Annotated in this window: 9 protein-coding genes; 6 read left to right on the top strand and 3 right to left on the bottom strand. The window is 60.7% G+C overall.

What is annotated here, in order from left to right; genetic code table 11:
- Positions 1-321: 321 nt before the first annotated feature.
- The 3 genes from AC5WNI_RS08455 to gorA form a co-directional block, all read right to left on the bottom strand.
- Complete coding sequence (locus AC5WNI_RS08455; RefSeq protein WP_175088777.1) at positions 322-2904, bottom strand: TRAP transporter permease; 2583 nt, start codon at positions 2902-2904, stop codon at positions 322-324.
- A gap of 503 nt (positions 2905-3407) precedes the next feature.
- The gene (locus AC5WNI_RS08450; protein ID WP_217485816.1) at positions 3408-4391 is read right to left on the bottom strand and encodes a TAXI family TRAP transporter solute-binding subunit; all 984 of its coding nucleotides are present in this window, start codon (positions 4389-4391) and stop codon (positions 3408-3410) included.
- Between the two features lie 524 nt (positions 4392-4915).
- Positions 4916-6304 (bottom strand): glutathione-disulfide reductase, encoded by a 1389-nt coding sequence (gene gorA, locus AC5WNI_RS08445; protein WP_495929118.1) that lies wholly within the window; start codon positions 6302-6304, stop codon positions 4916-4918.
- 385 nt (positions 6305-6689) lie between these two features.
- On the opposite strand from gorA, the gene can reads away from it, so the two are divergent.
- The 6 genes from can to AC5WNI_RS08415 all read left to right on the top strand — a co-directional run bounded on the left by can (position 6690) and on the right by AC5WNI_RS08415 (position 14471).
- Positions 6690-7343 (top strand): carbonate dehydratase, encoded by a 654-nt coding sequence (can, locus tag AC5WNI_RS08440; RefSeq protein ID WP_175088775.1) that lies wholly within the window; start codon positions 6690-6692, stop codon positions 7341-7343.
- A 976-nt stretch (positions 7344-8319) separates the two neighbouring features.
- Positions 8320-9915, top strand: a complete 1596-nt coding sequence (locus AC5WNI_RS08435) for an ABC transporter substrate-binding protein (RefSeq protein WP_495929116.1) — start codon at positions 8320-8322, stop codon at positions 9913-9915.
- Positions 9916-10292: 377 nt separating this feature from the next.
- Positions 10293-11339 carry an ABC transporter permease gene (locus AC5WNI_RS08430; RefSeq protein ID WP_175088773.1) on the top strand — a complete coding sequence of 349 codons (1047 nt, stop codon included), beginning with the start codon at positions 10293-10295 and terminating at the stop codon, positions 11337-11339.
- Positions 11336-12319 carry an ABC transporter permease gene (locus AC5WNI_RS08425; RefSeq protein ID WP_175088772.1) on the top strand — a complete coding sequence of 328 codons (984 nt, stop codon included), beginning with the start codon at positions 11336-11338 and terminating at the stop codon, positions 12317-12319. Before AC5WNI_RS08430 ends, AC5WNI_RS08425 begins: the two co-directional genes overlap by 4 nt.
- A gap of 20 nt (positions 12320-12339) precedes the next feature.
- The gene (locus tag AC5WNI_RS08420) at positions 12340-13392 is read left to right on the top strand and encodes an ABC transporter ATP-binding protein (RefSeq protein WP_175088771.1); all 1053 of its coding nucleotides are present in this window, start codon (positions 12340-12342) and stop codon (positions 13390-13392) included.
- Positions 13389-14471: an ABC transporter ATP-binding protein gene (locus AC5WNI_RS08415; protein ID WP_175088770.1), complete on the top strand. Its 1083-nt coding sequence runs from the start codon at positions 13389-13391 to the stop codon at positions 14469-14471. The genes AC5WNI_RS08420 and AC5WNI_RS08415 overlap by 4 nt, the downstream gene beginning before the upstream one ends.
- The last annotated feature ends 32 nt before the right edge of the window (positions 14472-14503 follow it).

Here is a 14503-nt window from a genome sequence, read left to right as displayed (position 1 = left end):
GGAGTGTGCCCCTTGAAGCTAGCATGATGAATATGTCGATTGTGTTGCAAAAACGCGTTCAGATTTCACGCTAGCCTTGCAGACAGGTCACGCAAGGCAGGCGCATACTGTGGCTCCCTCATGAAATGCCCTCTTGCCAGGTGCCTGACAGCAGCATGCTGAGCAGCGCCAACCTGTAGCAGAGAGAGCCAGCCGCGCCGCAGGCATGAAAAGCCGCCCACCGAGAATCTCGGGGGCGGCTTTTGTTTATCCCCTCACGGCATTCGTCGTGAGGGTTGATTCTCTCAAGCGCTATCTTGTCGCTCGGATAGCCCTTCGTCGTCAGGCAGCGGCGGGTTGCTGGCGACGTCGACGTACCTGCAGGAAGCCGATAAGCCACAGCAATGCCAGTGCCGGCAGCATGGCGATTTCCTTCGGCGGACGCTCAGCTTTCTGCTGGATGCCATCGATGGTGAAGTCGAAATCGATGCCGGCCTGCTGTGCCACGCTGCCGTACTCGATCATGCTGACCAGCACCTGATCGTCGCTGATATCCAGCGTCAGGCCGACATCGGTCAGGCGGGCTTCGCCACTCTCGGCGTCAGAAACCGGCAGCAACACGGTCTTGGAGACCTCGTCGCCATCCAGGTTGATGCCCGAGACGTGAATCGGCAGCTTGCTGTCCACCGGCGCTTCGGCGATCAGCGTCTCGATCTGCTGGGGCGCGGCCATGGTGGTCGGCGGATAGATCATGTCCCACCAGTAACCCGGACGGAACAGCGTGAAGGTGATCAGCAGCAGACCGATGGTCTCGTACCAGCGCGTACGCGTCAGCCAGTAGCCTTGCGTCGCCGCCGCGAAGACCAGCATCGCCGCGACGGCCGAGGCCACCGTGATCGCCAGATGCCAGTAGCTGTCGATGTTCATCAGCAACAGATTGGTATTGAAGATGAACATGAACGGCAGGATCGCGGTGCGGATATCGTAGGTGAAGCCCTGGATACCGGTCTTGATCGGGTCTGCCTTGGCGATCGCGGCCGCCGCGAAGGCGGCTAGCCCCACCGGTGGCGTGTCATCGGCCAATATCCCGAAGTAGAACACGAACAGGTGCACGGCGATCAGTGGCACGATCAGGCCGTTTTCGGCGCCCAGATTGACGATGACCGGCGCCATCAGCGTCGAGACGACGATGTAGTTGGCAGTCGTCGGCAGGCCCATGCCCAGGATCAGGCTGATCACGGCGGTGAAGAGCAGGATCAGCATCAGATTGCCGGCCGAGATGAACTCGACGAAGGCGGTCATCTTGAGGCCCAGACCGGTCAGGGTCACGGTGCCCACGACGATACCTGCCGCCGCGGTGGCCACGCCGATGCCGATCATGTTCTTGGCGCCGATCACCAGGCCATGGAAGAGGTCTTCGCCACCGCGTTGCGCGGCGCCACCGACATTGCCTTCCTTGCGGAAGATGGCCACCAGCGGACGCTGGGTCACGGTGATGAAGATCATGAATAACACGGCCCAGAAGGCCGACAGCCCCGGTGACATGCGTTCAACGGTCAGGCACCACACCAGTACCACGACCGGCAGCAGGAAGTAGAGACCGACCTTGACGGTCGGGCCGACCGGCGGCAGTACATCGATATCGCCTTCCCCAAGTTCCGGGAAGCGTGCCGAATAGGCGATCAGTGCCACATAGGAGGCCAGCAGCAGCGGCAGCACGATCCAGACCGCGCCATCACCCGCCAGGGTCTTGATCCAGCCGATGCCGTAGTAGACGACCAGCGTGAGTATCCCCATGCCGATGAAGACGGTCAGGAAGGTCAGCAAGGTCGCGATCATGCTGGTCTTCTGGGTGCGCTTGAGGCCTTCCATGCCGGCCTTGCACGCTTCCAGGTGCACGATGTAGATCAGGGCGATGTAGGAGATCAATGCCGGCAGCAAGGCATGCTTGATGACGTCAAGGTAAGGAATGCCGACGTATTCGACCATCAGGAAGGCCGCGGCGCCCATGATCGGCGGCGTCAGCTGGCCATTGGTGGACGCGGCCACTTCCACGGCGCCCGCCTTGGTGGCCGGGAAGCCGACCTTCTTCATCAGCGGGATGGTGAAGGTGCCGGTGGTGACGACGTTGGCGATGGAGGAGCCGGAGATGATGCCGGACAAGCCAGAGGCGACGACGGCGGCCTTGGCTGGCCCGCCACGCATGTGGCCGAGCATGGAGAAGGCCATGCGGATGAAGTAGTTGCCGGCGCCTGCGCGCTCAAGCAAGGCACCGAACAGCACGAACAGGAACACGAAGTCGGTGGAAACGCCGAGCGCGACCCCGAATACCCCTTCCGTGGTCAGCCACTGGTGGCCGAGCAGCTTGTTGAGGCTGGCCCCGGCATGCGCGATGACGTCGGGCATGTAGGCGCCGAACAGGCTGTAGAGCAGAAAGACGCTGGCGACGACCGCCAGTGGCGGCCCGAGTGCGCGCCGCGTGGCTTCCAGCAGCAGGACCAGGCCGATCCCCGAGAACACCAGGTCCACGGTGGTATAGGCGCCAGCGCGACGTGCCAGTTCATCACTGAAGATCAGCACATAGGCGACACCCGCCACGGCGAAGATCGCCAGGGCCCAGTCATAGAGAGGAATACGATTGGCCGGTGCACCCTTGTAGGCCGGATACGCCACGAAGGCCAGCGAGATGGCAAAGCAGAGATGCACGGCGCGCGCGGTGTCGGAATTGAGCAGTGACAGCGGCGAGGCGTGGTAAAGCTGAAACAACGACCATGCCAGTGGAATCAGCCACATGAAGTGGCGGCCCACGAAGCCTACGGGATGACGGCCGCCGGTTTCCGACTCCAGCATCTCGAGGACTTCAGCATCATGATGCGTCTCGGCGTCTGACGCCTGAGACGTTGCTGCAGTTTGGGTTTTGGTCATTTTTGTGATCCGGTACGCGAGTCAGGCGATGGCTGACAGGTCACCTTCCTTCTCGACCAGAAGGCCCTGCTCAACCACATGCTTATCAAGCTGGTTACGTCTTCAGTATGTCCGGCCTGACAGATGTTTCCATTGATTCACCCGATCAGGGCGCAAATTATCTGAACGATTTCCTGAACGGGCAGCGAGCTAGGCTCGTGACGAGCGTGAGACCTTGCCTGGTCACGCTTGTCCATGCTGCGGCTGCCGTCACGCCACTTGCCACTCGCAGGCAAGTCCTGGCGGCGCGCTGACGGCGGGTGTCTCTGCTGCGCTATCCCTGCCCAGCCTTTTCCTGCTTGGCCCTTTCCTGCTCGGCCTAAGTGGCCGGCCGGGAATGCAGACTTTCCACAAGCGCGGAGACCGCAACGAGTGCGGTCTCCGGGAATTCCCTGTGCTCGGGTCCTTGAGCGCAGGATGAGCGTTGATGCACGGCGCCTCGCAGGCGAGGCGCGCAGGGCATATCACTCGCTCAGCAGGCCAGCTTCCTTGTAGTACTGCTTGGCGCCATCGTGCAGCGGCGCCGTCAGGGAAGCATTGACCATCTCTTCCTTCTTCAGGACCTGGAACGCCGGGTGCAGGCGCTGGAACTGATCGAAGTTGTCGAACACGGCCTTGACCACTTCGTAGGCGACGCGGTCTTCGACTTCGGCACTGGAGACGATGGTGGCGCGGACACCGAAGGTGGTCACGTCGTCATCGTTGCCGCGGTACATGCCACCCGGGATGGTCGCGACGGAGAAGTAAGGCTTCTCTTCGACCAGCTTGGTGACGGCGTCGCCGGTGACATTGACGATGTTCGCATCACAGGTAGTGGTCGCTTCCTTGATGGAACCGGACGGGTGACCCACGACGTAGACGTAACCGTCGATCTTGTTGTCACACAGTGCGGAAGACATCTCGGAGGCCTTAAGCTCGGAGGCCACGGAATACACGCTGGTGTCCTTGCCCTGCGAGGACAGCAGAGTGTCGATGGTCGAGCGCTGACCGGAACCCGGGTTGCCGATGTTCATGCGCTTGCCTTCCAGCTGGTCGAACTCGGTCACGCCGCTGTCCTTGCGAGCAACGACAGTGAACGGTTCCGGGTGCAGGGAGAACAGTGAACGCAGGTCCTTGTTCGGGCCGAAGTCTTCGAAGTCGCCCTTGCCTTCATAGGCATTGTAATGCGCGTCAGACTGGGCAACGCCCATGTCCAGCTCGCCGGTACGGATGCTGTTCAGGTTATAGCCGGAACCGCCCGTGGACTCGACGCTGCAGCGAATGCCGTGTTCGGCCTTGCCACGGTTGACCAAGCGGCAGATTGCACCACCAGCCGGATAGTAAACGCCTGTTACACCGCCGGTGCCGATGGTTACGAAGGTCTGCTCGGCGGCGCTGGCGCCTCCGGAGATCCCCATCAGGCCAAGACCTGCGGTCGCGACCGCCGCTGTCAGCGACTTCTTGATCATGGTCATGTTGAAACTCCCTTTGCTGGCTTGTTATTGGTCTTGCCGTCGTGCACCTCGATCCCGGCCAGCCCTTTGCCTTTATCGCGTGTGAAACAAGCCGATTTTCAGGCTTATCCACTGCCACATGGCTGATATTTCAGTAATTTGAGGTGCATAACGCTGCACTGAGACTAGCATAGCTGAAGTGCGCGAGTACCAGATTGTCACGCTTTATGCTACGAAAGGAGTAGGTGTTGGCAGTGAACTGCGCTGGCATCGACTTGTCTCTCGCCACACGAGGATTGCCGCTTCCTCATTGCGTGCAACTTTCCGCGCGGCTTCAGGTGTTGGCTGCTGCTGATTGTGTAACCTGCACCGTTACTCAGTAACCATGTTTCCCCTTTCGCAGTTAATATGCGCCTGGGAGCACGCAGAAGACGCATGCAAGAACGCCCCACGGCAAAGCCGTGGGGCGTTTTGTTTTTACGACGTTCAGTCTTTTCAAGGCTCAGTCATTTCGACGAGCCGTCTTGGCGACTGGCTTGTCAGGTGCGCGTGACACTGCGCATGGTGACGAACTCTTCCGCTGCCGTCGGGTGAATGCCCACGGTCAGGTCGAAGTCGGCCTTGGTCAGGCCGGCACGCACGGCGATGCCGATGCCCTGCATGATCTCACCGGCTTCATCACCGACCATGTGCACGCCGACGACCTTGTCGCTGGCGTCATCGACGATCAGCTTCATCAGGCTGCGCTCATCGCTGCCGGATAGGGTGTGCTTGAGCGGACGGAAGTCAGCGGTGTAGACGCGGATGCTGTCGAACTTCTCGCGCGCCGCTTCCTCGCTGAGGCCGACGGTACCGATGTTCGGATGACAGAATACCGCCGTCGCGATGCTGTCATAGTCCAGGCCACCCACGACGCCGTCGCCGAAGTGCGCACGCACCAGGTGCATGGCTTCTTCAAGCGCCACCGGCGTCAGTTCCGGGCCACCGATGATGTCACCCAGCGCGAGAATGGACGGGGTGGTGGTCTCGAAGCGTTCGTTGACGCGCACGGTGCCATCGACATTCAGCGCCACATCGGCATTCTCGAGCCCCAGGCCTTCGATGTTCGGCTTGCGACCGGTGGCGGCGAGGATGCAATCCACTTCCAGCACCTGGCCATCGCTGAGACGCACGCTGTAGACGTCGCCCTGCTTGTCGATGGACTCGACCGTGGTGTTAAAGTGCAGATTGACGCCCTTCTTGGCCATCTCGTCACGCGTGAACTCGCGTACTTCGTTGTCAAAGCCGCGCAGGAACAGGTCGCCGCGATAGCTCAGATGCGTCTCGGCACCCAGGCCATTGAAGATGCTGGCGAACTCGACGGCGATATAGCCGCCACCGATGACGAAGAAGCGCTTCGGGAAGCTTTCCAGATCGAAGATGCGGTTGGAATCTAGCGCATGTTCACGACCCGGAAAATCCGGCAGGAACGGCCAGCCACCGGTGGCGACCAGAATCTTGGCCGCGGTGTGGCGCTCGTCATTGACGACAACGGTGTTGGCATCGGCGATGGTGGCACGGCCTTCGATCAGCGTGGCGCCGGAATTGTTGAGCAGATTGCGATAGATACCGTTCAGACGAGAGATCTCGGCGGTCTTGCGATCGCGCAGGGTCGCCCAGTCAAAGCGCGGAGCGTCGCCCAGATCCCAACCGAAGCCGGCGCTGTCCTTGAAGGCATCATGGTAGTGGGCAGCGTAGGAGTAGAGCTTCTTGGGCACGCAACCGACATTGACACAGGTACCGCCGAGGTAGCGGTCTTCTGCCACGGCAACGCGGGCGCCGGTCGCGGCGGCGGTCCGGGCAGCGCGAACGCCGCCGGAGCCGGCACCAATGACGAACAGGTCGAAGTCAAACTGGCCTGTCGCAGGCTGATGGGTCTGATCGGTCACGGGAATCTCCTTGATGAATTGGCCACATGGTATCAGGACTCGCGCGGCCTCGGGAGTCCCGCGTCGCTGGGCGCGGTTACCTGCGTATCGGCCTTCAGGTTGACCCTGTGGCCTCTGACACGGTAAATATGTCCCACAAGCATGTTAGACAAAAGTTACAACGTGCTGGCACAGGGGCTAGCACCGTCATTGGCGAAGCGCTCCGCGGGCGCGTAACATTGTCGCTCGTCACATCAGCGCTCTGACGCCTTGCCTGACGCTGCCGTCACTAGCTGTCTCGTGGGCCTGAGCCCAGAAGGTCTGAGCCCGAGAGGCATCACGGCCAACGCCTCTGTGTGAAAACTATCCCCTGCCCCCCGTCATTTGAAAAAGTGGTCTCCCTGCCATGAGCGATATCAAAAAGCTGCTTGAGCAAAACAAGGTCTGGGCTGAATCCATGACCGAGCGCGACCCTGAGTTCTTCAAGCGCCTCTCGGACCAGCAGAATCCTGACTTTCTGTGGATCGGCTGCTCGGATTCCCGCGTACCCGCCAACCAGATCATCGACCTGCCGCCCGGCGAAGTCTTCGTTCATCGCAATGTCGCCAACCTGATCCACTACAACGACATGAACGCGTTGTCGGTGATCCAGTACGCCGTCGATGTCCTGAAGGTCGAGCACATCATGATCGTCGGCCATTACGGTTGTGGTGGCGTGCGTGCCTCGATCACCGGCGGTGACAATGGCATGGTCGACTACTGGCTTCACACCCTGCGTGAGCTCTACAACCTGCACTATGACGAGCTCAAGGACTTGCCACTGGATGAGCAGGTCGATCGCATGTGCGAACTCAATGTCCGTTCTCAGGTGCAGAACCTGGCCAGAACCAAGATCCTGCAGCGTGCCTGGGAGCGCGGTCAGAAGCTGGAAGTGCACGGCTGGGTCTACGGCCTTTCCGATGGTCGAGTGAACAACCTCGATTGCACCATCAGCAATCTGTCACAGGTGCCGCAGCTGTATCGCGTGGACCGCATCGAGCCTTTGCCGCAGCAGGACTGAGCAGGCCAACCTGACCTGATCCAGCTGCCGATGCCGCAAGGTGCCGGTAGCATCGTCAGCAGTGTCTCCAACGCGCCTCCCACTCGGGAGGCGCGTCGCGTTTCAGGCCTCCCTCTTGTCAAGACTGACCCTGAGTCGCCTTATCTCAAACGCTCCTTCCCTTGCCAGTGCTTGTCAGCGGCGACTGCCTTGGCGTCTATTGAATGGGATCAGGGCTAGCGATCGTCTGAGCTGGGAAGTCTTTCACGTGCTTTCAGCGCACAGTTTGTGAATTTTACAGCGCAGTATTGACCTCACAGACCTTTGTGGAGGGTCTCAGAGGCGCAACTTTGGTCGCAGAACGCCATGTGCACCAATCAAGTGCAGAGGCTGCACTCATTGAAAAATCACTGCGTACCCTGGCGGCTTTTCTGCTGCTGATGGCGTTTGTTTATCGCCAAGTGGCGTGAAGCCTGGTTGGCGGTATTCAGCGTAGACAGTGTCTCTCAACCAGGCGCTATCGGCTGACGGAACTGACACACATCACGGCCACACCATCTTCGAAAGACCTGCCAGACCTTGATTATCGTATCCTAAGCAAGTAGTTGATTCTATTGGAGTTTACTTGTCGTGAAGTCTTGCGGAATGAACGAGGCAGGCCAGTATCACGGTGGCTTTCCTTGCGCGTGGCAGCGCTGAATCGCCCCGTATAGCCCTGGCAGAAAGCGCGCGCAGCTCACGGCGTTATCGAGGTGAAAAATGGCTACGCCGTGTGACATCCGGGGTGTCGCTTCGTCAACCGCGCGCCCTGCACCAGCCTGGATGACGTTGCGTTGTCAGGAAAAGGCTATTCACCACCTGCATCCTGCTACTCAACATTTCGATTGTCCCGCGACCAAATGACTCCCTACTGTTAGAACGCATCTTTCGTGTCTGCTTCAACAGCCGCGCAGGATCGCCACAACAACAAACAAACTACACAAGCAAAGGGATGCTCATGACCCGTCAGAATGCCCTCCAGTCTTTCTTGCCCAAGAAGACCCTGTGTGCGCTGATCGGCAGCGCGACATTGGCCATGGCGGCTCCGGCAATGGCCGAAGACGTCACCCTGCGCATGGCCTACGACGCTGACCCCGTGACCCTCGATATCCACGAACAGCTCTCCGGCGGCACCCTGCAGCTGTCGCACATGGTCTACGACCCGCTGATTCGCTGGAACAAGGATCTCGGCTTCGATGGCCGCCTGGCCAAGAGCTGGGAGCGTGTCGATGACAACACCATGCGCTTCCACCTGCGCGAAGGCGTCAAGTTCCACTCCGGCAATGACTTCTCCGCCAAGGATGTGGTCTGGACCATCGAACGCCTCAAGAAGAGTGCCGACTTCAAGGCCATCTTCGCGCCGTTCACCGACGTCAAGGCAGTTGATGACTACACCGTGGATCTGGTGACCGACAAGCCGTTCCCACTGGTGCTGAATGCCGCCACCTACATCTTCCCGATGGACAGTGAGTTCTATTCCGGTGAGACCGAAGACGGCAAGGCCAAGGATGAGATCGCCAAGGCGGCCAACACTTTCGCCTCACGCAACGAGTCCGGCACTGGCCCCTACAAGGTCGCGGACCGTCAGCAGGGCGTGAAGATCAGTTTCGAGCGCTTCGAGGATTACTGGGATACCGAATCGCCGGGTAACGTCGATGACATCGTGCTGACGCCGATCAAGGAAAACGCCACGCGTGTCGCGGCGCTGCTCTCCGGCGACATGGACTTCATCGCGCCGGTACCGCCGACCGACCTGGAACGCATTCGCAAGCAGGACGGCGTGCACCTGGTCGAGATGGGCGGCACCCGCATCATCACCTTCCAGATGAACCAGGAGCGTGTCGAAGCCTTCAAGGACAAGCGCGTCCGTCAGGCCGTCAATTACGCCATCAATCAGGAAGGCATCGCCCAGAAGCTGATGAAAGGCTTCGCGACCCCCGCCGCCCAGATGTCACCGGATGGCTATCAGGGCCACAACCCCGAGCTGACGCCGCGCTATGACGTGGCCAAGGCCAAGGAGCTGATGAAGGAAGCCGGCTACGAGGATGGCTTCGAGATCAGCATGATGGCGCCCAACAATCGCTATGTGAACGATGCCAAGATCGCCCAGGCCGTCGCCTCGATGCTGGCCAAGATCAACATCACGGTGGACCTGAAGACCCTGCCCAAGGCCCAGTACTGGCCGGAATATGATGCGCGTGCTGCCGACATGATGATGATCGGTTGGCACTCGGATACCGAAGACAGTGCCAACTTCTTCGAATTCCTGACCTTCTGCCCGGATGCCGACAGCGGTGTCGGTCAGTACAACTCCGGCAACTACTGCAACCCGGACGTCGACAAGATGGTCACCGAGGCCAACCTGGAGACCGACACCGAGAAGCGCGCCAAGATGCTGCAGGCCGCCGAGAAAGCCGTCTACGACGATGCTGGTTTCGTGCCGCTGCACTGGCAGAACCTGGCCTGGGGCGCGCGTGATGGCGTCAACATCGAGCCGGTCCTCAACGTGATGAACTTCCCGTATCTGGGGGATCTGGTCATCGACCAGGAGTGATCCCGCCGCGTGAGTGAGGGACAGGCAAGATGGATGGGGTGTGGAAGGCGGCTGTGAAGGACTGATTCCGTGCTCTCAGATCATCCACTCCCCATCGATTCCTCACTCACCCCTCGCGTCAGGCAAGGCAGGCAGCCAGAGACAGTCAACCAGTGAAACACTGACATCGAGTTCTCTGGTTGCCCTTCAGGCCTGAACGCGACGACTTACCCCCGCCTGTTGTTTTCCTCACTATCGCCTATCGGTGATGGGTTGGGGAGCCTGTGCCCGATGACAGGCCAGCGACGGGCGGGATACCTGACACCCAGCGTGATCGGTCAGCATGGCCAGGGCCGACACGCGCGAGACCGTGATGTTCACGAGGAAGGTGGCGATCCATGATTGCCTTTCTGATCAAACGCCTGATGCACGCCGTACTGGTCATGTTCGTGATCAGCATCATCAGCTTCGCCATCCAGGACAACCTGGGTGATCCGCTGCGCGAGATGACCGGCCAGGCCGTGTCGGAAGCCCAGCGTGAAGTCATGCGCGATGAAATGGGCCTCAACGACCCCTTCATCACCCAATATCTGCGTTTTGCCGGCAATGCCCTGCAAGGGGACCTCGGCACCTCGTATTTCTACAAGCAGCCGGCGACCGAGGTGATTCTCAAGCACCTGCCCGCCACGCTGGAACTGGTGATGGCCTCGAGCCTGATCATCATCCTGCTGTCTGCCCCCATCGGGGTGTTCGCAGCGATCCGACCACGAAACTGGCTGTCCCGCCTGTTCATGGGCACCTCGATCATCGGTATCTCGGTGCCGGTCTTCCTGACCGCCATCGTGTTGATCCAGCTGTTCGCGATCGGCGTAACGGTGGACTGGTTCCCCAGCGACACCACCTGGGGCAGTGTCCTGAACGGCATGCTGTCCACCGATGGCGGCATGCCCTCCTACGGACGTGGTGAGCTGGTACACGTCGCGGGCACCTGGTCGAGCGGCTTCTTCACCGCCGATGGCCTCTGGCACCTGGTGCTGCCGGCCATCTCGCTGGCCTCGATCATGCTGCCGCTGTTCATCCGCCTGATTCGTGCCGAGATGATGGAAGTGCTGCAGTCGGACTACATCAAGTTCGCGCGCGCCAAGGGCATCGGTCTCAAGCGTATCTACTTCCTGCACGCACTGAAGAACACCATGTTGCCGGTGATCACCGTCGGCGGCGTGCAGATCGGCACCATGGTGGCCTACACCATCCTGACCGAGACCGTCTTCCAGTGGCCGGGCATGGGCCTGATGTTCCTCGAGGCCATCACCCGCTCCGACATCCCGCTGATCGTGGCCTATCTGATGATGGTCGGCGTGATCTTCGTGATTACCAATACCCTCGTCGATCTGATCTACGGACTGGTCAACCCCACCGTCAAGCTTGCGGGGAAACCGGCATGAGCCAATCCAATACCCAATCGAGCAACGCGCCCGTCACCCCGAAGACCAGTTCCATCGTGGTCCCCGGCCGTTGGCAGCGTTTCCGCGAGTCCTATCTGGTCTACAGCTTCAAGCGTGACTGGATGGCTCAGGCCTGTCTGTTAGTGTTCATCGCCATGGTGATCGGGGCCTTCCTCGCGCCGTGGATCGCTCCGGCTGATCCCTATGACCTGGCCAGTATCGACATCATGAACTCGGAGCTGCCGCCGGCGTGGATGGCGGGCGGTGATCCGGCCTTCCTGCTGGGCACCGATGCCCAGGGGCGAGATCTGCTCTCCACCATTCTCTACGGCACGCGCGTGTCGCTGTTGATCGGCTTCGGCGCGGTCATCCTGCAGGCGCTGCTCGGCGTGACCTTCGGGCTGCTGGCGGGCTATCTGGGCGGGCGTATCGATGCCTTCCTGATGCGCATGGCCGATATCCAGCTATCGTTCTCGACCCTGATGGTGGCCATCGTGGTGGGCGCCATCATCAAGGCGACCTTCGGTGGCGCCGCCTTCTCGGACTACGCGCTGATCCTGTTGATCCTGATCATCGGGCTGGCGGAATGGCCGCAGTATGCGCGTACCGTCCGCGCCTCGGTGCTGGCGGAGAAAAACAAGGAATACGTCGATGCCGCGCGGGTGATGGGCTTCCGCTCTCGTCGCATCATGTTCCGTCACATCCTGCCCAACACCCTGTCGCCCATCTTCGTCATCTCCACCGTGCAGATCGCCAACGCGATCATCTCGGAGGCGGCGCTGTCCTTCCTCGGTCTCGGCATGCCGGAGACCCAGCCGTCGCTGGGGTCACTGATCAAATCCGGCTTCGACTACCTGCAGTCAGGCAGCTGGTGGATCACGCTGATCCCCGGTGGTGTGCTGATCGTGCTGGTCCTGGTCATCAACCTGCTGGGCGACTGGCTGCGTGATGTCATGAACCCGCGTCTCTACAAGGGCTGAAGCCGAGAGGAGTCAAGACAATGGCACTACTTGAAGTCAACAACCTCGACGTCCGCTTCGCTATGCGAGGCGGTGAGGTGCGCGCCCTCCGCGACGTCAGTTTCACCCTGGAACGCGGTGAGCGGCTGGGGATCGTCGGTGAGTCGGGGGCCGGCAAGTCGGTCGCGGCCTTCACCATCCTGAATCTGATCGCCAAGCCCGGCTACATCGCCGGCGGCGAAATCAAGTTCGATGGTGAAGTGCTCAACACCCTCAAGCCCAAGGCGATACAGTCGATTCGCGGCAACCGCATCTCGATGATCTTCCAGGACCCGATGATGACGCTCAACCCGGTGTTGACCATCGGCGAGCAGATGATCGAGTGTCTGAAGGCGCATCGTCGCATCTCCCGCAAGGATGCGCGCGCCATCGCCCTGCACAAGCTCAATCAGGTCTTCATTCCCTCACCGGAGAAGCGCCTGGATCAGTACCCCCATGAGCTGTCCGGCGGCATGCGACAGCGCATTATCATCGCCATCGCGCTGTTGCTGGACCCGGACATCATCGTCGCCGATGAACCGACCACCGCACTGGATGTGACCATCCAGGCCGAGATCATGGAGCTGTTGCTGCTGCTGTGCGAGAAGCACAACGTCGGGCTGATACTGATCACCCACGATCTGGGCGTGGTCAGCCAGGTCACCCAGCGCACCCTGGTGATGTATGCCGGGCGCGTCATCGAACAGGGGCCGACCCGCGAAATCATCAATGATGCTCAGCATCCCTACACCCAGGGGCTGATCAACGCCCTGCCCCAGATGGCCACCCCGGGCAGCCGTCTGAACCAGATTCGTGGCTCGATGCCGACCCTGACCAAGATTCCGGCCGGCTGCGCCTTCAATCCGCGCTGTGACTTTGCGGCGAATATCTGCCTCGAGAAGGTGCCGGCCTTTGCCAACTCCGGCAACTGCAAGGTGGCCTGCCATATGGTCGATGCCATGGTGGCCGGCGAGCGCTGGACCCCGATCATCTCAGATGCCAACGGCAATGGCACCACACCCACTGACAGCCACCGCACGGAGGTGAACGCATGAGCGCGGCAATTCTGAAGGACGCTCAGTCCTCCTCCCAGGCTTCCACCACCCGTGTGGATAGCGCCGAGCTTGGCGAAACCCTGGTGGAAATCCGTGATCTCGAGAAGCGCTTCTCGTTGTCCGGTGACTTTCTCGAGCAGCTGACCTTCGAGAAGGGACGCCTGCGTCGCAAGCAGGAATATGTGCACGCCATCAATGGCGTCACGCTGGATGTCAAGCGTGGTGAGGCACTGTGCGTGGTCGGGGAATCCGGCTGTGGCAAGTCGACGGTCGCACGTACCGTGATGGGGCTTCTCAAGCCCAGCGGTGGAGAGATACGTTTTGACGGTACCCGCATCGATGACATGGCCCCGCGGGACCTGCTGCCCTACCGTCGTCGTATGCAGATGATCTTCCAGAATCCCTATGCGTCGCTGAATCCGCGTATGACCATCCAGCAGACCCTGGAGGAGCCGCTGCGCTTCCATCAGCCGACGCTCAAGGATGGCGAGGTGCGCGACAAGATCGAGGAGGTGATGCGCTCGGTGGGCATCGACCCGGACTGGGGCAAGCGCTTCGCCCACGAATTCTCCGGCGGCCAGCGCCAACGTATCTCCATTGCCCGGGCGCTCGCGGTGGACCCGGAATTCATCGTCGCCGATGAGCCGATCTCAGCGCTGGACGTGTCGATCCAGGCCCAGGTGCTCAACCTGATGATGGAGGCGCAGGAGCAACGCAACCTGACGTATCTGTTCATCACTCATGATCTGGCCGTGGTCGAGCACTTCGGCACCCGCGTTGCGGTGATGTATCTGGGCACGCTGTGCGAGCTGGCGGACACCCGTTCACTGTTCGCCCGCCCGCGTCACCCCTACACCCAGGCATTGATGTCGGCGATTCCGCGGCTACACGATGACAAACCCAATCACATTCGCCTCGAGGGTGAGGTGCCGACGCCGGTCAATCTGCCTTCGGGTTGCGTCTTCCATGGCCGTTGTCCGCATGCCAATCAGCGCTGCCGCACCGAGATTCCGCGCCTGATCGCCACGGACACCGGTCAGGTCGCCTGCCACGCCGTGGAAGAAGGCCGCATCGACTGATGTGATGGCAGTGATGAAAGTGATGGCGGCGA

This window comes from Cobetia sp. PDI-12MA, from assembly GCF_059507695.1.
This window is presented reverse-complemented; position numbering and strand designations above follow the sequence as displayed.